At 65.6% G+C, this 18,228-nt stretch carries 15 protein-coding genes; 7 read left to right on the top strand and 8 right to left on the bottom strand.

Features of this window, described 5'->3' with window-relative positions:
* Positions 1 to 35: 35 nt before the first annotated feature.
* Complete coding sequence (locus tag RAZWK3B_RS14765) at positions 36 to 2,483, top strand: GcvT family protein (RefSeq protein WP_007816529.1); 2,448 nt, start codon at positions 36 to 38, stop codon at positions 2,481 to 2,483.
* A 45-nt stretch (positions 2,484 to 2,528) separates the two neighbouring features.
* Here RAZWK3B_RS14765 and RAZWK3B_RS14760 read toward each other — a convergent pair whose 3' ends face one another.
* Entirely contained in the window at positions 2,529 to 3,701 is a 1,173-nt protein-coding gene (locus RAZWK3B_RS14760) for a thiolase family protein (RefSeq protein WP_007816527.1), read from the bottom strand.
* A gap of 92 nt (positions 3,702 to 3,793) precedes the next feature.
* Between RAZWK3B_RS14760 and RAZWK3B_RS14755 the strand changes: the two genes are divergently transcribed.
* The 3 genes from RAZWK3B_RS14755 (at position 3,794) to RAZWK3B_RS14745 (ending at position 6,473) form a co-directional block, all read left to right on the top strand.
* Complete coding sequence (locus RAZWK3B_RS14755; RefSeq protein WP_007816525.1) at positions 3,794 to 4,132, top strand: STAS domain-containing protein; 339 nt, start codon at positions 3,794 to 3,796, stop codon at positions 4,130 to 4,132.
* Complete coding sequence (locus tag RAZWK3B_RS14750; RefSeq protein ID WP_085977144.1) at positions 4,092 to 4,661, top strand: ATP-binding protein; 570 nt, start codon at positions 4,092 to 4,094, stop codon at positions 4,659 to 4,661. Before RAZWK3B_RS14755 ends, RAZWK3B_RS14750 begins: the two co-directional genes overlap by 41 nt.
* A 234-nt stretch (positions 4,662 to 4,895) precedes the next feature.
* A complete protein-coding gene (locus RAZWK3B_RS14745) occupies positions 4,896 to 6,473 on the top strand; it encodes a gamma-glutamyltransferase family protein (protein WP_007816520.1) in 1,578 nt (525 codons plus the stop codon).
* A gap of 61 nt (positions 6,474 to 6,534) precedes the next feature.
* Here RAZWK3B_RS14745 and hspQ read toward each other — a convergent pair whose 3' ends face one another.
* Positions 6,535 to 6,861: a heat shock protein HspQ gene (gene hspQ / locus RAZWK3B_RS14740; RefSeq protein ID WP_007816518.1), complete on the bottom strand. Its 327-nt coding sequence runs from the start codon at positions 6,859 to 6,861 to the stop codon at positions 6,535 to 6,537.
* Between the two features lie 85 nt (positions 6,862 to 6,946).
* On the opposite strand from hspQ, the gene RAZWK3B_RS14735 reads away from it, so the two are divergent.
* A complete protein-coding gene (locus RAZWK3B_RS14735) occupies positions 6,947 to 7,828 on the top strand; it encodes an AEC family transporter (protein ID WP_007816515.1) in 882 nt (293 codons plus the stop codon).
* 76 nt (positions 7,829 to 7,904) lie between these two features.
* The gene (locus tag RAZWK3B_RS14730) at positions 7,905 to 8,504 is read left to right on the top strand and encodes a transglycosylase SLT domain-containing protein (protein ID WP_037295945.1); all 600 of its coding nucleotides are present in this window, start codon (positions 7,905 to 7,907) and stop codon (positions 8,502 to 8,504) included.
* 59 nt (positions 8,505 to 8,563) lie between these two features.
* Here RAZWK3B_RS14730 and RAZWK3B_RS14725 read toward each other — a convergent pair whose 3' ends face one another.
* From RAZWK3B_RS14725 to RAZWK3B_RS14710, 4 genes are all read right to left on the bottom strand, one after another.
* Positions 8,564 to 9,172, bottom strand: a complete 609-nt coding sequence (locus RAZWK3B_RS14725; RefSeq protein WP_007816511.1) for a LolA family protein — start codon at positions 9,170 to 9,172, stop codon at positions 8,564 to 8,566.
* A gap of 190 nt (positions 9,173 to 9,362) precedes the next feature.
* On the bottom strand, positions 9,363 to 12,311 hold the full coding sequence (locus RAZWK3B_RS14720; RefSeq protein WP_007816509.1) for a DNA translocase FtsK: 2,949 nt from the start codon (positions 12,309 to 12,311) through the stop codon (positions 9,363 to 9,365).
* Positions 12,312 to 12,330: 19 nt separating this feature from the next.
* On the bottom strand, positions 12,331 to 13,509 hold the full coding sequence (locus tag RAZWK3B_RS14715) for an aminotransferase class I/II-fold pyridoxal phosphate-dependent enzyme (RefSeq protein WP_007816507.1): 1,179 nt from the start codon (positions 13,507 to 13,509) through the stop codon (positions 12,331 to 12,333).
* 224 nt (positions 13,510 to 13,733) lie between these two features.
* On the bottom strand, positions 13,734 to 15,065 hold the full coding sequence (locus RAZWK3B_RS14710) for an amidase (protein WP_007816504.1): 1,332 nt from the start codon (positions 15,063 to 15,065) through the stop codon (positions 13,734 to 13,736).
* 63 nt (positions 15,066 to 15,128) lie between these two features.
* On the opposite strand from RAZWK3B_RS14710, the gene RAZWK3B_RS14705 reads away from it, so the two are divergent.
* Positions 15,129 to 16,379, top strand: a complete 1,251-nt coding sequence (locus RAZWK3B_RS14705; protein WP_007816502.1) for a UbiH/UbiF/VisC/COQ6 family ubiquinone biosynthesis hydroxylase — start codon at positions 15,129 to 15,131, stop codon at positions 16,377 to 16,379.
* 77 nt (positions 16,380 to 16,456) lie between these two features.
* On the opposite strand, the gene rsmD is transcribed toward RAZWK3B_RS14705, so the two are convergent.
* Positions 16,457 to 17,020, bottom strand: a complete 564-nt coding sequence (gene rsmD, locus RAZWK3B_RS14700; protein WP_007816501.1) for a 16S rRNA (guanine(966)-N(2))-methyltransferase RsmD — start codon at positions 17,018 to 17,020, stop codon at positions 16,457 to 16,459.
* Positions 17,017 to 18,228 carry an NAD(P)/FAD-dependent oxidoreductase gene (locus RAZWK3B_RS14695; protein ID WP_007816500.1) on the bottom strand — a complete coding sequence of 404 codons (1,212 nt, stop codon included), beginning with the start codon at positions 18,226 to 18,228 and terminating at the stop codon, positions 17,017 to 17,019. The genes rsmD and RAZWK3B_RS14695 overlap by 4 nt, the downstream gene beginning before the upstream one ends.

Raw genomic sequence — 18,228 nt, 5'->3', positions numbered from 1 at the left:
ACCGTTCCCTCATGCGTCCAACCCAAGGCTCACCCATGACCGATATCCCGACCAAAGCCCGCGCCGTCATCATCGGCGGCGGCGTCATCGGCTGCTCCGTTGCCTATCACCTGACGAAACTCGGCTGGCAGGATGTGGTGCTGCTGGAACGCAAGCAGCTCACCTCCGGCACCACATGGCATGCCGCAGGCCTGATCGCACAGCTGCGCGCCACCGCGAACATGACGAAGCTCGCGAAATATTCGCAGGAACTCTACGGCAATCTCGAAGCCGAAACCGGCGTTGCCACCGGGTTCAAGCGTGTGGGCTCGATCACCGTGGCCCTGACCGAGGAACGCCGCGAGGAAATCTGGCGGCAGGCCGCCATGGCCCGCGCCTTTGGTGTCGCGGTCGAGGAAATCTCGCCAACCGAGGTCAAGGCCAAATACCCCCATCTGAATATCGAGGGCGTCACCGGCGCGGTCTATCTCGACAAGGACGGTCAGGGCGATCCGGCCAATATCGCGCTGGCCATGGCCAAGGGCGCGCGCCAGCGCGGCGCCGTGGTGACTGAGCGCACCCGCGCCACGGGCGTGACCCGTCAGGGCCGGCGCATCACCGGCGTGGACTGGCAGGCCGAAGACGGACGCTCCGGCCATATCGAGGCCGAACACGTGGTCAATTGCGCGGGCATGTGGGGCCGCGAGTTGGGCGCCATGCTGGGTGTCAACGTGCCCTTGCAGGCCTGCGAGCATTTCTACATCGTCTCCGAGCCGATCGCGGGCCTTGGCCCCTTGCCGGTGCTGCGCGTGCCCGATGAATGCGCCTATTACAAGGAAGACGCGGGCAAGATGATGCTCGGCGCCTTCGAGCCGGTCTCCAAGCCCTGGGCGCTCTCGGGCATCCCCGCGGATTTCGAATTCGACCAGCTGCCCGAGGATTTCGACCATTTCGAACCGATCCTGGAATGGGCCGTGACCCGTATGCCCATGCTGGGCGAGGCCGGCATTCACACCTTCTTCAACGGCCCTGAATCCTTCACCCCCGATGACGCCTATCATCTCGGGCTCTGCCCCGAGATGGACAATGTCTGGGTCGCCGCCGGGTTCAACTCCATCGGCATCCAGTCGGCGGGCGGCGCGGGCATGGCGCTGGCGCAATGGATGGAAGATGGCGCGAAACCCTTCGATCTGGGCGACGTGGACATCTCGCGCATGCAGCCCTTTCAAGGTAACCGTACCTATCTTGCGCGCCGCTCCACCGAAACGCTGGGGCTGCTCTACGCCGATCACTTCCCCTACCGCCAGAAAGCCACCGCGCGCGGCGTGCGCCGCAGCCCGCTGCATGCCCATCTGCTGGACCATGGCGCCGTCATGGGCGAGATCGCCGGCTGGGAGCGTGCCAACTGGTTCGCCACTCCCGGTCAGGACCGCGAATATGCCTATTCCTGGGGTCGGCAGAACTGGTTCGCCAATGCCGCCGCCGAACATGCCGCGATCCGGGGCGGCGTGGGGATGTATGACATGTCCTCCTTCGGCAAGCTGCGCGTCGAAGGCCCCGAGGCCGAGGCATTTCTCAACCATGTCTGCGGCGCGGATATCTCCGTGCCGGTGGGCCGCATCGTCTATACCCAGTTCCTCAATCCCCGTGGCGGGATCGAGGCAGATGTGACCGTCACCCGCCTCTCCGACACAGCCTGGCTGGTGGTCACCCCCGCCGCCACGCGGCTGGCCGATGAAACCTGGCTGCGCCGCCATCTTTTTTGGCGCATGGCGGTCATCACCGATGTGACCGCCGCCGAGGCCGTGCTCGCGGTGATGGGCCCCAAGGCGCGCGACGTGATGCGCGCCGTCTCACCGGATGACTTTTCAAACGACGCGCATCCTTTCGGCATGGCCCGCCAGATCGAGATCGGCATGGCGCTCGCGCGCGCGCACCGCGTGTCCTATGTCGGCGAGCTTGGGTGGGAGATCTACATCTCCGCCGACATGGCCGGCCATGTCTTCGAAACCCTGATCGAGGCCGGGGCCGATCACGGGCTGAAGCTCTGCGGGATGCATGTGATGGACAGCTGCCGCATCGAAAAGGGCTTTCGCCATTTCGGCCATGACATCACCTGCGAAGATCATGTGCTCGAGGCCGGTCTCGGCTTTGCGGTGTCAAAGACCAAGCCCGATTTCATCGGCCGCGACGCGGTCGCGCGCAAACGCGACGCAGGGCTCGATACCCGCATGATGCAATTCCGCCTGACCGATCCCGACCCGCTGCTCTATCATAACGAGCCGATCCTTCGCGACGGGCAGATCGTGGGCTTTCTCAGCTCCGGCAGCTACGGCCACCACCTGGGCGGCGCGATCGGGCTGGGCTATGTCCCCTGCAAGGGCGAAACCCCCGATCAGCTTCTCGCCTCCAGCTACGAGATCGACGTGGCGGGCACCCGCGTGCAGGCCGAGGCCAGCCTCAAACCGCTCTACGATCCAACCGGCGCCCGCGTGAAAGCCTGACAGGGACCGCCCCCGACCCGGATCATCGGTCGGGGGCACGTCCCCTTACATCCGCTCGATCGCGATCGCCGTGCCCTCTCCGCCGCCGATGCAGATCGCCGCGACCCCGCGCCTCAGCCCCCGCTTTTCCAGCGCATTGAGCAGCGTCACCATGATCCGCGCCCCGCTCGCGCCGATCGGATGACCAAGCGCACAAGCCCCGCCATTCACGTTCACGATATCGCGCGGCAGCCCCATCTCGCGCATGAAGGCCATCGGCACCACCGCGAAGGCCTCATTGACCTCCCACAGGTCCACATCGCCCACGCTCCAGCCGATCCGCTCCAGCAGCTTTTGCGCGGCGGGCACCGGCGCCGTGGTGAACCAGCCGGGCGCCTGCGCATGGCTGGCATGGCCAACAATACGCGCACGTATGTTCAGCCCCGTCTCCTCGGCCGCAGCACGCGAGGCCAGCACAAGCGCCGCCGCCCCGTCGCTGATCGAACTGGAATTGGCCGGCGTCACCGTGCCGTCCTTGCGGAACGCGGGCTTGAGCTGCGGGATCTTGTCGGGCCGCGCCTTGCCGGGCTGTTCGTCCTCGGTCACCGTCACCTCGCCCTTGCGGGTGGCGATGGTCACGGGCGTGATCTCGCCCTCGAACGCGCCCGACGCCTGCGCCGCCAGCGCCCCCTCGAGCGACGCGATGGCATAGGCATCCTGCGCCTCTCGGGTGAACTGGAAATGCTCGGCGCAATCCTCGGCAAAGGTCCCCATCAGACGCCCCGTGTCATAGGCATCCTCCAACCCGTCGAGAAACATGTGGTCGATCACCTGCGCATGGCCAAGCCGCGCGCCGCCGCGCATCTTCGGCAAAAGATACGGCGCACAGGACATGCTCTCCATGCCGCCCGCAATCATGCTGTCCGCATGGCCAAGCGCGATCCGGTCAAAGCCCAGCATCGCCGTCTTCATGCCTGAGCCGCACATCTTGTTGAGCGTGGTGGCCGGCACCTCCTCGCCCAGACCGCCCGCGAAACCGGCCTGCCGTGCCGGCGCCTGCCCCTGCCCGGCGGGCAGCACGCAGCCCATCAGCACCTCGTCCACAGTCTTGGCGCGCGCATCCGCCAGTGCCGCCGCGATCGACGCCCCCCCCAGAACCGAGGCCGCGACACCGTCGAAATCCCCCTGAAACCCGCCCATGGGCGTGCGGGATGCCCCCGCGATCACAACCTCTTTCATCCTGCGTCCTCCTATTTCTGGGTCTTGAATACCGAATGGTAAGGAATGGGGTCTAGCCTCGCCCGTATTACTACCTACCGCCCGGAGGCATCATGAACCTGCACAGCACCTACAACAATGACATCAATCTCATCGCCGTTGGCGAGACCCGGATCGATTCCGGCGTCGCGATTCGCTTCAAGGATCTCATGCGCAGCTTGACCGAAACAGGCCCGGATCATGTGATCCTCGATCTCTCCGCCGTCACCTTCATCGATTCCAGCGGGCTTGGGGCGCTCGTCGGCGCGCTCAAGCAAATGCCCACCGGCAAGCGGCTTGAACTGGCCGGGCTGACGCGTGATGTCGCAAAGGTGTTCCGCCTGACCCGGATGGATACCGTGTTCACCATTCATGCCGATACAACGCACTGCCTGTCTCGTGCTGCGGGCTGATCCCGCCATGGGCGCGGCGAAAGCGGCTGAAACCGGTTCGGGCTCTGCTTCGGGCGACAGCTCCGGCTCGGACCGGGGTTCTGGCGATCCCCCGGCGCGAGCCACGAAGGGAAAGCTGACGCTGCGCTTTTCCGGCGCCACGGACAATATCCGCGCAGCATTGCGGCAGGCCCGTCGCCATCTGGCCACCCTACCTGTGCCCGAAGACCGGCTGGCCACCATCGAACTGGTGCTGGCCGAGGCGCTGAACAACGTCGCCGAACACGCCTATGCCGGAACGCGGCCCGGTCCGGTCACCCTGAATGCGCGCCATGATGGCGACCGGCTGTGCATCGTGCTGCGCGATATGGGCCGTCCCTTGCCGGGGCTTGTCCCCCCGATTGGCGCGCCGCCGGATGTGAACCGGCCCGTCGACGATCTGCCCGAGGGCGGATTTGGCTGGTTTCTGATTCGCGACCTGACAGACCATGTGGATTATGTGCGCCACGGCTCGGAAAACCGTCTGACCCTCGAATTTGCGACACCCTGACAGCGATTTTCCGACCTTCGGGGCCGAAGACACCATATTGCCCCATTCTACCCGAAATGATGCCTGAAAGACCGCGCATAGATGATCCTGTAGCTGCATATGGCTTCCCTCGGCGCCGCGTTTTACAGCCCCCACCCAGTGCGCGGCGTCGAGGTTCTCAATCCCCCCTCATCCGATTGGCATTCGCGCGACATGGGCCTAAGTTGCGCCTCGCCACTGGATGAAGGATTTCCCATGCGCGATTTTCACCTGCCCGGCCGCTCGGCCGTCTACGCCACGAACGGCATGTGCGCCACATCGCACCCTCTGGCCGCCAAAGCCGCCGTCGATATTCTCGAACGGGGCGGCAACGCCATGGACGCGGCCATCGCCGGCGCCGTTCTTCTTGGCATTTGCGAGCCTCAGATGACCGGGATCGGCGGCGATTGCTTTGCCCTGTTCACCAAACCCGGCAGCGATGAGATCCACGCGCTCAACGGCTCAGGCCGGGCGCCCGCCGCCGCCAGTGCCGCCGCCCTGCGCGATCAGGGCCATGACACCGTGCCCCTCAACAGCCCCGCCGCCGTCACCATCCCCGGTGCCATCGACGCCTTCTGCCGCCTGTCGGACGATCACGGCAAACTGGGCCTCGACGCGCTACTGGCGCCCGCAATCCGCTATGCTGAAGACGGCGTGCCGGTGGCACCCCGTGTGGCTTTCGACTGGCCCGAAGCCGCCAAGGCGCTGCAGGGGCATGGCCTGACCCATTTCTCCAACGCGGGCGCACCGCTCAGCGTTGGTCAGATGTTCCGCGCCCCCGGTCAGGCCGAGGTGCTGCGCCGCATCGCCGCCCAAGGCCGCGACGGGTTCTACAAGGGCGAGGTGACCGAGGATATGATCGCCGCTCTCACCGCGCTTGGGGGCGTGCACGCCGCAGATGATTTCGCCGCCACCGCCTGCGACTACACCACCCCCATCGCCGGCGACTACAAGGGCGTCGATCTGGTCGAGCATCCGCCCAATGGCCACGGCGCCACCGCGATCCTGATGCTCAACATCCTGAAACATTTCGATATTGCGCGGATGGACCCGTTCGGCAGCCAGCGCGCCCATCTCGAGGCCGAGGCCACGAAACTGGCCTATGACGCGCGCAACCGGATCATCGCGGACCCCGATCATACGACGCGGCTTGCCCATATGCTCGCCCCGGAAACCGCCGCCAAACTGGCCGCCCTCATTGATCCATCGAACGCCATGCCCGCCGCGGCCCCGCTCACCGAAGAGGTGCACCGCGAAACCGTCTACATCACCGTGGTCGACCGCGACCGCATGGCCGTGTCGCTGATCTATTCGATCTTCCACGGCTTCGGCTCGGGCATCGCGTCGGAAAAATTCGGCGTTCTCTTCCAGAACCGTGGGGGCGGCTTCAACCTGACACCGGGCCACCCCAATGAGATGGCGGGCGGCAAGCGCCCTATGCACACCATCATCCCCGGCATGCTGCGCGAAGATGGCCGTGTCTCCACGCCCTTCGGCGTGATGGGCGGCGCCTATCAGCCCACCGGCCATGCCCGTGTCGTGTCGAACCTGCGCGATTTCGGGATGCAGCCCCAAGCCGCGCTCGACGCCCCCCGCAGCTATGCCGAGGCGGGTCAGCTTCGCGTCGAAAGCGGATATGCCGACACCGTGCGCGCCGAACTGGCCGAGCTGGGCCATGACGTCATCGTACCGAAAGGTCCGATCGGTGGCGCTCAGGCCATCGTCATCCGTCCCGATGGCGTGCTCGAAGGGGCCAGCGATCCACGCAAGGATGGCTGTGCGCTTGGCTACTGATCACGGCTCAGGTGCGCGGCCAATTGGTCGCGCCTCGCCCGGGTTACCCGGTTGCGCAAGCTCAGTTCAGTTGGAAATGCAGCGGATAGTGACCGTCCTCGAACGGTCCGAACAGATCCGGAATATCGGGATGATCCACCGGCTCCCCGGAATAATCCGCCACCAGGTTCTGCTCCGAGACATAGGCCACGTAATAGCTCTGCTCGTTCTCGGCCAGCAGATGGTAGAACGGCTGCTGGCGCGACGGACGGCTGTCCTCGGGGATGGCGTGATACCATTCCTCGGTATTCGCGAATTCGGGATCGACATCAAAAACCACCCCGCGGAACGGGTGTTTCTTGTGCCGGACCACTTGGCCCAGAGAATATTTAGCGCGTGCTTTCATCATCACATTGTAGCCCCTACTCGCCAAGACTAATGGTTTCAAGGGGCGTTTGTCCAACCCCAGAAGACAAAAACACGGGAAACAGTTTGTGATCCTTGCCTTTACAGTCCTCGAAATCGTCGCCCCGGTTTTCCTGCTGGCGGCGTTCGGTTTTCTCTGGGTGAAACTGGGAGTCGAATACCGCGTGGAGTTCGTCACACGGATGGCGATGACCCTGTCGGTGCCCTGCCTGATCTTCGTCTCGCTCATGCAGACCGAGATCGCACCCGCCGCCCTTACGGCGCTGTCGGCGGCCGCGATGGCCGGCTATGGCGCCCTGACCGTGACGACATGGCTTCTGACCCGCGCTCTGCGGCTGGAAACCCGGACCTACACCGCACCGCTGATCTTCGGCAATACAGGCAATCTGGGCCTGCCTCTGGCTCTGTTCGCCTTCGGCGATATCGGGCTGGACTATGCCGTGGTGGTCTTTGCCGTCATGGCGATCTGCTCGTTCACCTACGGGATCTGGCTTGTCTCGGGCGGCGGGTCGATACTCAAGGTCCTGAAAGAGCCCCTTGTCGGTGCAACCGTTCTTGGCGGCCTTTTCCTTTGGCAGGGCTGGCAAACCCCGACTTTCCTGACAAATACCCTGAGCCTCTGCGGACAGATGGCGATCCCGCTGATGCTGATCACATTGGGCGTCGCGGTGGCCCGCCTGACACCGGGGCGCCTTGGACAGGCCGCTGCCTTGTCACTCGTTAAGGTCTGCCTCTGTGCCGGAATCGGCTGGGCGATCGGCACGTGGTTCAACCTCGACAAGACGGCTTTTGCCGTTCTGGTTCTGCAACTGGCGACCCCGGTTGCCGTGACATCCTACCTCCTGGCCGAGAAATACGGCGCCGCTTCCGATGCCGTCGCCGGGCTGGTCGTCGCCTCTACGCTGATGTCCGTCGTGGCGTTGCCACTACTTCTTGCCGTTTTGCTCTGACGTCCCTTGATTTCTTGTTTCCCACGCGCGCCTGTTTCCGCTAGAGTTGCGAAAAACAAATCAAAGCGAGAGGCAGATGAGCAGAACTCTTCGCGCAGTCATGATCATTCTTCTGGTGGCGTCCTGCGGTCAACGGGGCGGCCCGCCGCCCAGCAACCTCGACAACGCCTGCTCGATCATCGAGCAGCGTCCCAATTACCTGCGCGCCTTCAGCGCAACCGAACGCCGCTGGGGCGTTCCGGTCCATGTGCAGATGGCCACGATCCATCAGGAAAGCAGCTTCCGCAGCGATGCGCGTACGCCCTTCCGCTGGACACTGGGCGTGATCCCGATGGGTCGGCAAAGTTCGGCCTTTGGCTACAGCCAGGCGCTCGATGGCACATGGGACGAATACCGGCGGGAAACCCGCCGCTTCGGGGCGCGCCGCGACGACATCTTCGATGCCACGGATTTCATGGGCTGGTACATGACCCAGTCCAACCGCCGCCTTGGCATCCCGCTCAACGACACGCGCAACCAGTATCTCGCCTATCACGAAGGCCGGACCGGCTTTGCGCGCGGCACCTATAACAGCAAACCATGGCTGTTGCGCGTGGCCGACCGGGTCGAGGATCGCTCCCGCATGTACGAAGCGCAATTGCGGGCCTGCAATGGTCGGGGCTTCGGCGTCTTCTGACAACGCCCCCCGGCCCGTTGCCCTCATGACCGCCGTGCCGGCTCTGCCCGGCGCGGCGTTTATCTGTCCTGACGGATTTCCGGGCCTTTGCCGGGAATGACGAACCGATCATTCGCCAACTGCATGCCCGTCCGCAAATCGCCCAGCACGACCGTGGTGCGCCCGCCGCCGCTGTCGTTGATGACCCATTGGCGCAGCTCTATCGGGTCGGCGGTAAACACCAGATCGATACTGCCATATTCGGGATTGTCGGGGTCTTGTGCACGGATCGTGGTGCTTGTGCCGTCGCTCGCATGCCCGGTGACCATGCGCTCCCGCGTCAGATCGACATTCCGCGCCAGAATGATCTTCAGCGGCGTGCGATGCAGCGGATAGGCTTCCGGCCCCGTGTTCGACTTGGGATCGACGATACCCACCGTATCGCCATCCGCCACCACCAGCGTCTGATCGGGCGGATCATATTCGAACCGCACCCGTCCGGGCCGCTTGATATAGATGCGCCCGGTGCTGATCGTGCCGTCATCATTGATCTGCGTGAACGCGCCCTGCGCCGTCTGCAATCCGTTCAGATAGCCCGAGATCGCCCCCAAAGACAGCTTTTCCGCCGCCGCAGGCAGCGCCATCGCCACGCTCAGCGCGATGGATGTCAGTATGGCCAAGGCTTTCATGCGATCACGTTCCTCTCGATCAGACGGGGCATTTCGAGCACCTTCATGCCCTATCACAGCCTGCTATGCGATATCAGGCGCCCCTGACCAAGGATATCTGGCCGGTAAAGACCGTAATCAAGCCCGCAAGGCCCCGTCAACGCGTCCGACGGCATCAACTTGCCGTCAGACGCAGCCGCACCCCGGAAGGTTACTGCTCGGGGACAAGGATTTCGCGCTTGCCCACATGGTTGGCAGGTGTCACGACGCCCTGCTCCTCCATCTGCTCGACCAGCCTTGCCGCCTTGTTATAGCCGATCGCCAGCTTGCGCTGGATATACGAGGTGGAACATTTGCGATCCTTGATGACGATGCCGACCGCCTGATCGTAAAGCGCATCCTCGCCATCCGTGTTGCCGCCGGTGTTCAGCCCCAGCACCGCGTCGATACTGTCGGCGCGATCCTCGTCGGGTCCATCCTGCACACCGTTCACATAGGTCGGCGGGCCATAGGCTTTCAGATGGTTGACCACCTCCTCGACCTCTTCATCGCTGACGAACGGCCCGTGGCAGCGGGTGATCTTGCCACCGCCCGCCATATAAAGCATGTCGCCCATCCCCAGCAGCTGCTCGGCCCCCATCTCACCAAGGATGGTGCGGCTGTCGATCTTGCTGGTGACCTGGAAACTGATCCGCGTCGGGAAGTTCGCCTTGATCGTACCGGTGATGACATCCACCGACGGGCGCTGCGTCGCCATGATAAGGTGAATGCCGCTGGCGCGGGCCATCTGTGCCAGACGCTGGATGCAGGCCTCGATCTCCTTGCCCGCGACCATCATCAGATCGGCCATCTCGTCGACGATCACGACGATATAGGGCATCTTTTCGGGCGCGAATTCCTCGGTCTCGAAAACGGGCTCCCCGGTCTCGTCATCAAAGCCCGTCTGCACCGTGCGGCTGAACAATTCGCCCTTGCGCTGCGCATCCGCCACCCGGCCATTATAGCCGTCGATATTGCGGACCCCCATCTTGGACATCTTGCGATACCGCTCCTCCATCTCGGCCACGACCCATTTCAGGGCGACGACCGCTTTCTTGGGATCGGTCACGACCGGGCTCAGAAGATGCGGAATGCCGTCATAAACGCTCAGTTCCAGCATCTTGGGGTCGATCATGATCAGCCGGCATTCATCCGGCGTCAGCTTGTAAAGCAAGCTCAGGATCATCGTGTTGATCGCCACCGACTTGCCCGACCCCGTCGTGCCCGCGATCAGCAGATGGGGCATCTTGGCCAGGTTCTGCACCACCGGATCGCCGCCGATATCCTTGCCAAGCGCCAGCGGCAGCTTGTGGTTGCCATCGCCATAATCCCGGCTCGACAGGATTTCGCGGAAACTCACCATCTCGCGGTGATCGTTGGGCAGTTCGATCCCGATCACGCTGCGCCCCGGCACCGTCGAAACCCGCGCCGACAGCGCCGACATCGAGCGCGCGATATCATCCGCCAGCCCGATCACCCGGCTCGCCTTCAGACCCGGTGCAGGCTCCAGCTCGTACATGGTCACCACCGGTCCGGGCCGCACACTGACGATCTCGCCCTTGACGCCGTAATCGTCCAGCACGTTCTCCAGCATCCGCGCGTTTTCCTCGAGCGCATCATCGCTCAGATGATGCCGCGTGATGTTCTCGGGACTGGACAGAAGGCTCAGCGGCGGCAGGTCGTAATCGGCCTGCGCGCGCTCCTCGAATTGCAACCGGGGCTGCGCCTCGGCCAAGGCCCGCGTCGAGGGCTGCGGCGCGCGGCGCGGCGCGTGCTGCACGACCTTTTTCGGCTCGGCCACCGGAATCCTCGGCGCCTCCGCGGCCTGATAGCCGCGCTCGGGCTCGGGCAACTCCATCTCCGCCCCATAGGCATCATAGGCATCGTAACCATCATATGCATCGTCCGGCCCATAGGGATCATCCGCCATCACATACGGATCGGCCTGCGGATAGGGATCGGTCGGCATCGCGGCATGGGCGGCGGTCAGCGGCGGCTCGGGCGGCAATCCTCCCGCGCTGCGCGCGGTGTTCAGCACCAAAGGTTCCGGCCCCCGGCCCCGCCCCTTGGTGAGCGGCGCCACCGATGGCACCTGCACCGCAGGGCTCTGACGCACGCGGGTCTTGATGACATCCGCGATCTTGGCGCGGATGCGATCATCCCCCGGCGCGTCCACATCGCCCTCCGGCCCGTAACTCTCGATCAGTTCCGGCTCGGGATCGGCACGCCGCGTCAGCGACGGCAAACGCGACAGCAAGCCCCCCGATTTCTCCTCGGGCGCGGCTGTCCTCGCGCTCAATGGCGGCTCGGCGGCATATGCGGCCGCCGGGCGGCGCACCACCGGCTGAACCGGAATGGCGGCCTCGGCGCGGGCATAGGCATCGGCCTCCGCCTGCTCGGTCGCACGGCGCGCACGCGCATCCGCGGCCTTGTCCTTCAAACCCTGCGCCGCACCAAGCGCCCCCGTGGCGCCGCGCCCCGCCAGCGTCATCAGCCAGGCATAGGTCATGATGACCCCCACCATCAAAAACCGCGCCAGCCGCATCAATTCGCCCCGCGTGAAGCCCAGCACGAAAGCGCCCAGCATGAGCATCCCAAGCCCCAGCACCACTGACAGAAGCTTCAACCCAAGGCTCGCCCCCAGCGGCAGAATGCCCAGCATGGCCCCAAGGATCGTATCCCCGAACAAGCCGCCAAGCCCGAAACTATGGGTCGTGGCCCAGGCGTCGCCCGGCGCCAGCGACGCGGCATAAAGCGACAACAGCGCAATCCAGATCGGCGCAAAGATCAGACGGCCCACCGCGCGCTCCTGCCCGCGATGCAGCACGAATCTCAGCCCCCAGACGCCCAGCACGATCGCCAGCCCCCAGGCCCCCCAGCCCACGATCATGAAAAGCGGCGCCGCGACCGAGGCGCCCATCCGCCCCATCCAGTTCTGCACCGGCGCATCTGTGGCCGACATCCAGCTCGGATCGTCGGGGTGATACGAGGCGATCATCGCCGCTGCCATGGCCCCCAGCACCAACAAGGCAAGCCCCAGCAATTCCTTGCCGCGCTTCTCGATCGCCTCGGCCATGGTGCTGTCAAGCAGCGGGTCGCGCCCACGTGTCTGATATGCCATCTTGTCCCTCGTCCTCACTTCATGCGTAAAGACAGTCGCGCAAGGCACCAAGCCCGCGCGCCATCTCGTCTTTCGGGGCCACAAGCGCGACCCGGATGAATCCCTGTCCCGGATTGTGCCCTGCAACCTCCCGGCTCAGATAGGCACCGGGCAGAACCCTCACGCCGGTCTCGCACCACAGCTTCAGCGCCGCCGCCTCGCCATCCTCGACCGGCAACCACAGGAAAAACCCCGCCTCCGGGCTGACATAGCCGGGCACATCGCCCAGGATACTGTCCGCCAGCGCGTATTTCTCGGCATAAAGCCGGCGGTTTTCCTCGACATGCGCCTCATCGGCCCAGACCCGCTCGGCCACACGCTGCAACGGCAGGGGCAAGGGCGCGCCCGCGTAATTGCGCAACTGCTTGATGCGGGCCATGCTCTGCGGCCCCGCCGCCACGAAGCCCGACCGCAGCCCCGGCAGGTTCGAGCGTTTCGACAGGCTGTGAAAGATCGCCACACGCTCGGGGTCGGCACCCATCACATGGGCCACGTTCAGCGCCCCCGCAGGCGGCGTGCCTCGATAGATTTCCGAATAGCATTCATCGGCGAAAATGCGGAAATCATACCGCTCCGCCAACCCGATCAGATCGCGCCAATAGGCGTCGCTCGCCACAGCCCCCTGCGGGTTCGAGGGCGAACACAGATAAACGACCGCCGTGCGCTCCAGCACTGCCTCGGGCACCGCTCCGAAATCCGGCAGATGCCCGGTCTCGGGCGTGGCCGGCAGCAACACAGGCTCCGCGCCAACACTCAGCGCCGCCACCATGTAGACCTGGTAGAACGGGTTGGGCAACAAGACCACGGGCCGCCCGCCCGCCTTCTCCTCGGGGCACAGCGCCATCATGGCATTGTAAAGCCCCTCGCGCGTGCCGTTCAGCGCCATGACATGCCGCTCGGGCTCCAGCGTCACGCCATAGCGCCGCTGCGTCCAGTCACAGATCGCCTGCCGCAGCTCGATCGTGCCCTCGTTGGGCGGGTAGCGGCCGAACTCATGCGCGTGCTCGGCCACCACATCGCCCACCCAGTCGGGAAAGGGATGCGTCGGCTCGCCGATGGTCATATGCAAGACCGCGCCGCCCGGCGCATGGGCGTCGACCAAGCTCCGCAGGCGCGGAAACGCATAGGCCGGTAGGTTCGAAAACCGCTCGGGAAACATCTGTGACTGCCTCAAGGTTCGGGATCGTTTTGTCCCGTTTGACCTGAATCTACCCAAGCACCCGGCTTGCGTCCAGCAAAACCAATGCCTTGACAGCGTGATTGTGGCATTTTCGCAGACGCCTGCACAGGCATCCGGGTTTCTTCTGGCCGCAAATATCCCGGGGGGGCGGTCAAATCCCACGGATTTGACCTGCGGGGGCAGAGCCCCCACCCCGCTCCGGTTCAGCCCAAAGCCGCCTCTGCCGCCTTGCACAGGCGCAAAAGCCGCTCTTCGCGCATCGGTGCGCCGCACAGCATCACCCCGCAGGAGGGCCGCCCCGCAGGCAGGCTCACCGCCGGAAGCCCCATCAGGTTGCCCACTCGGGTGTTGCGCAATGTCAACAGGTTCTCGGTAACGTAATAGGCATCGTCCTGCATCAGCTTAGCCGCATCGGGCGGCAGGTTGGGCGCCGTGGGCATGATGACCGCATCATATCCCGCCATCCGCGCGTGCCATACGCTCCGCAGTTCCTCGAGCCTGCGCCACGCGGCCACATACGCCGCCGCCGGCACATCTCGTCCGCCCCTGAACCGCTCAAGGATCGGCGCGAACATCTTGTCCGGGGCGGCCTCGATCACCTCCGACCATGTGCCATAGGCCTCCGCCGTGTACAGGACCCCTGACATCGGCATCGCCTCGAGCAGCTCCGGCGCCTCCACCGGCTCGATGATCGCACCTGCCGCCTCCAGCCGGGCAACCGCCGCCTCATAGGCCGCCAGCGGCTCGGGGCGGATGTCGTCCAGCACCACGGTCCGCAGCGCCGCCAGCCGCCGCCCCTTGAGGCTCGCGCCCCGCAGATCGGCAGCACGCCCGTGCCCCTCCAGCGCCGCCAGCATCAGCGCCGCGTCCTCGACCGTGCGCGCAAGCGGCCCCACCGTGTCGAACTTTTCAGCCAGCGGCACGACCCCGTCCAAGGACACCCGGCCAGCGGTGGTCTTGAGCCCCACAAGATCGTTCCATGCGGCGGGAATGCGCACCGACCCGCCCGTGTCGCTGCCGATGCCACAGGCCGCAAGCCCGAAGGCGACGCTGGCCGCGGCCCCCGAGCTTGAGCCGCCGGGCACCGCCTCTGCATCGTTCACGCAAGGCGGCGTCGCCGTCATCGGGTTGAGCCCCAGCCCCGAAAAGGCCAGCTCGCTCATATGCGTCTTGCCCAGACAGACCAGCCCGGCCCTCGTGGCGTTGCGCAGCACCCGCGCATCGCGCTCCGGAACACGGCCCGCCAGCAGGCGCGTGCCCGCCTCGGTGGCCACGCCTGCCGTGTCAAAAAGGTCCTTCCAGCTGATCGGCACCCCGTCGAGCGGCCCCAGCCGCAGGCCTGCCCTCGCCCGATCGGACGCTGCGCGGGCCTCTGCCCGGGCGCGCTCGGCGGTCACGACCGAATAGATGCGGTCGCGCGCGGCATGGCCCTCGATGGCATCGAGATAGGTCTCGGTCAGTGCCACCGGATCGATATCCCCCTTGCCGATACCGCGCCCCAATTCCGCCGCACTCATGCTCAGCCACTCGGTCATCCTGATGCTCCCCGCATTCTTGTGGTCTATCCCTGCGCCGCGACGGTAGCGGCACCGCGGCGCATGGACAATCCCGCGCGAACCGCCATATTGCGCCTCATGATGCATGACACCGATATCGCGATCGTCGGCGGCGGGCTGAACGGCCCGGCCCTCGCCCTTGCCTTGGCGCGCACAGGCCTGTCTGTGACCGTGATCGACGCGCTGCCCGAAACCGTCCGCAAGAACGCCGCCTTCGACGGGCGGTCCTATGCGCTGGCGCTGGCCTCGACCCGGCTTCTGGCCGCCATCGGCATCTGGGACCGGGTCCGCGACAACGCCCAGCCGATGCTCGAGATCAAGGTGAGCGACGGGCGCGCCGGCGAAGGCCCGTCGCCGTTCTTTATGCATTTCGACCATGCCGAGATCGAGGAAGGCCCGATGGGCCATATGCTCGAGGATCGCTTCCTGCGCCGCGCCTTTCTCGAGGCCATGGCCGACCACCCCGGCATCACCCAGATCCGCGACACCGTCGTGGCGCAGCAGGCCGAAGCGCAGGGCGCCAGCCTGACGCTGGCCTCGGGCGATACGGTCCGCACGCGGCTGATCGTCGGCTCGGACGGGCGCGCCTCGGGCACGGCGCGGCGCGCAGGCATCAGGCGCACCGGCTGGGGCTATGGTCAGACCGCTCTTGTGGCCGCCATCGAGCACGAGCTGCCCCATAACGGCATAGCACATCAGTTCTTCATGCCCCCCGGCCCGCTGGCCATCCTGCCGCTGCCGGGCAATGTCAGTTCCATCGTCTGGAGCGAGAGCGACCAGACCGCCCGCGAGTTCCTCGCCCTGGATGACGCGGATTTCCTCAAGGTGCTGCGCCCGCGCTTCGGCGATTTTCTGGGCGACATCCGCCTGCGCGGCAAACGCTACACCTATCCTCTGAACCTGACGCTGGCCAACAGCCTCGTGGCCCCGCGCGTGGCGCTGATCGGTGACGCGGCCCATGGGTTGCACCCGATCGCCGGTCAGGGGCTGAACGCGGGGCTGCGCGATGTCGGCGCCTTGGCGCAGGTGATCGCCGACGCGCGCCACAGGGGCGAGGATTTCGCCGCCCCTGACGTGCTGGCCCGCTACCAGCAATGGCGCCGCTTTGACACCGCGACACTGGCGCTGGTGACCGATGCCACCAACCGGCTGTTTTCCAACGACAACCCGCTCCTGCGTCTGGGGCGCGATCTGGGCATGGGCGCGCTCAACGCATGGCCCAAACTGCGCCGCGGCTTCATCCGCGAGGCCGCGGGGCTGACCGGCGATCTGCCGGACCTGATGAAAGGCTGAAGGGCAACCGGCGGCGGGGGCAAGCCCCCGCCGTTGAAATCCGGATAGGATATTTCAGGCCAGAAGAAGCGACAGGCTCAGTCGCGCATGAGCGTGAAGATGCGGATCACCGTATCGCCATGGCGCCGCTCGTCCTGCAGAGCAAGGCCAGCGGGCGGCGTGATGGCGGCACTTTCCTCCCAGACGATCAACGCGCCCGGCGCGATCCAGCCCGCCTCCAGCGCCGCTGCAAGCGCCGCCTCGCCCAGAGCCTTGCCATAGGGCGGATCGAGAAACACCAGCGTCGCCGCCTGATCCGGACAGGTGCCGATCTTGCGCGCGTCGCGCTGCAGGATGCGCGCCCGGTCCGCGACATCGCACAGCGCGATATTCTGGCGCAAGAGGCCCAGCGCCGTGCGCCCGTTTTCCACGAAGACAGCGCTTGCCGCGCCGCGCGACAGCGCCTCTAGCCCCAGAGCCCCGGTCCCGGCAAAAAGATCGAGCACAACCGCTCCCGAGCAGGGATCGTCGAACCGGCTGGTGAGCACGTTGAACAGGCTTTCGCGGACCCTGTCGGCCGTAGGGCGCAGATGCGCGCCCGCGTCGCCCTTGCCCACACTGGCCAGCCGTCGGCCCCGGAATGCGCCCGCGATGATCCTCACGCGCTCAGCAACGCCTTGAGGTCGGTGGCAGGATCGGCCACGCGCGCAGGATCGGCCGATTTGCCCGCATCGATCAGCCGCTTGCCCACCATATAGGCGCGCGGCTCGTTCATCGCGTCGACCGCCAAAAGCCGGTCGCCCTTGTAATACCAGAACGACACATGCCCCGCGCCATCGCCCGGCCGCGTGACGATCCGGTCATAGCCGGTGTTCAGCCCGGCGATCTGCAGCTTGACGTCATACTGATCCGACCAGAACCACGGCTGCGGCACATAGGGCGTCTCGGCGCCAAGGATGTTGGCCGCGACGCATTCGGCCATGTCGATCGCATTTGGCACGCTTTCCAGCCGGAGGCGCCCGCCCTCATGCGGGAACGACGCGCAATCGCCCGCCGCCCAGATATGCGGATCGCTGCTGCGCCCGAACGCATCGGTGCGGATGCCGTTCTCGATCTCGAGCCCCGCCATTTCGGCCAGTTCCGTTGCTGGCGTGATGCCCACCCCCACGATCACGAAATCCACGTCAAGCTCGCTGCCGTCGCTCAGCCGCGCCGCGGTCACACGGGTTTCGCCCAGCAAGGTCTCAAGCCCGATCCCTTCGCGGAGATCGACCCCGTGCGCGCGGTGCAGCGCGCGGAAATACTCCGAGGTTTCCGGCGCGGCCACCCGTTGCAGGATGCGCGCGCCCATTTCAACCAGCGTCACCTTCAGGCCCCGACTCGCCGCCACCGCAGCCGCCTCGAGCCCGATATAGCCGCCACCGACGATCAGCACGTGGCGGCCTGCCACGAATTCGGGCGCCATGCTGTCGACATCCTTGAGATCGCGCACCACATGGACCCCTTCGAGATCCCCGCCGATACGGCCCGGCAGGCGGCGCGGCACCGAGCCTGTCGTGAGCACCAGATCATCATAGCCTATGGTCTGCCCACCTGCGATCACCACCCGGTCCTTGCGGTCGATCGCCGTCACGCTGCAATTGAGATGCAAGGCGATATCCGCCTCGGCGTAATAGCTCTCGGGTCGCAGAAAGAGCCGCTCGAGCGCCATCTCGCCCAGCAGGTATTTCTTGCTGAGCGGTGGGCGCTGATAGGGCGGCACGGCTTCCTCGCCGATCAGGGTGATCGGGCCGTCATGCCCAAGGGCGCGCAGTTTAGCCGCACAGGACGCCCCCGCCTGCCCTGCCCCGATCACAACGATACCGGCCAT

The sequence above is a fragment of the Roseobacter sp. AzwK-3b genome (assembly GCF_000170875.1).
GTDB lineage: Bacteria > Pseudomonadota > Alphaproteobacteria > Rhodobacterales > Rhodobacteraceae > Roseovarius > Roseovarius litoreus.
The sequence above is the reverse complement of the archived record's forward strand: the minus strand, read 5'-3'. Positions and strand labels throughout refer to the sequence as shown.

Bases quoted from the DNA above. Each gene is read 5' to 3' on its own strand.
- hspQ (WP_007816518.1), bottom strand. From the start codon at position 6,861: ATGATGAAAGCACGCGCTAAATATTCTCTGGGCCAAGTGGTCCGGCAC.
- RAZWK3B_RS14695 (WP_007816500.1), bottom strand. From the start codon at position 18,228: ATGGCCGGTATCGTTGTGATCGGGGCAGGGCAGGCGGGGGCGTCCTGT.
- RAZWK3B_RS14730 (WP_037295945.1), top strand. From the start codon at position 7,905: ATGAGCAGAACTCTTCGCGCAGTCATGATCATTCTTCTGGTGGCGTCC.
- RAZWK3B_RS14760 (WP_007816527.1), bottom strand. From the start codon at position 3,701: ATGAAAGAGGTTGTGATCGCGGGGGCATCCCGCACGCCCATGGGCGGG.
- RAZWK3B_RS14710 (WP_007816504.1), bottom strand. From the start codon at position 15,065: ATGACCGAGTGGCTGAGCATGAGTGCGGCGGAATTGGGGCGCGGTATC.
- RAZWK3B_RS14725 (WP_007816511.1), bottom strand. From the start codon at position 9,172: ATGAAAGCCTTGGCCATACTGACATCCATCGCGCTGAGCGTGGCGATG.
- RAZWK3B_RS14765 (WP_007816529.1), top strand. From the start codon at position 36: ATGACCGATATCCCGACCAAAGCCCGCGCCGTCATCATCGGCGGCGGC.
- RAZWK3B_RS14720 (WP_007816509.1), bottom strand. From the start codon at position 12,311: ATGGCATATCAGACACGTGGGCGCGACCCGCTGCTTGACAGCACCATG.
- RAZWK3B_RS14755 (WP_007816525.1), top strand. From the start codon at position 3,794: ATGAACCTGCACAGCACCTACAACAATGACATCAATCTCATCGCCGTT.
- RAZWK3B_RS14750 (WP_085977144.1), top strand. From the start codon at position 4,092: ATGCCGATACAACGCACTGCCTGTCTCGTGCTGCGGGCTGATCCCGCC.
- RAZWK3B_RS14745 (WP_007816520.1), top strand. From the start codon at position 4,896: ATGCGCGATTTTCACCTGCCCGGCCGCTCGGCCGTCTACGCCACGAAC.
- RAZWK3B_RS14715 (WP_007816507.1), bottom strand. From the start codon at position 13,509: ATGTTTCCCGAGCGGTTTTCGAACCTACCGGCCTATGCGTTTCCGCGC.
- RAZWK3B_RS14705 (WP_007816502.1), top strand. From the start codon at position 15,129: ATGGACAATCCCGCGCGAACCGCCATATTGCGCCTCATGATGCATGAC.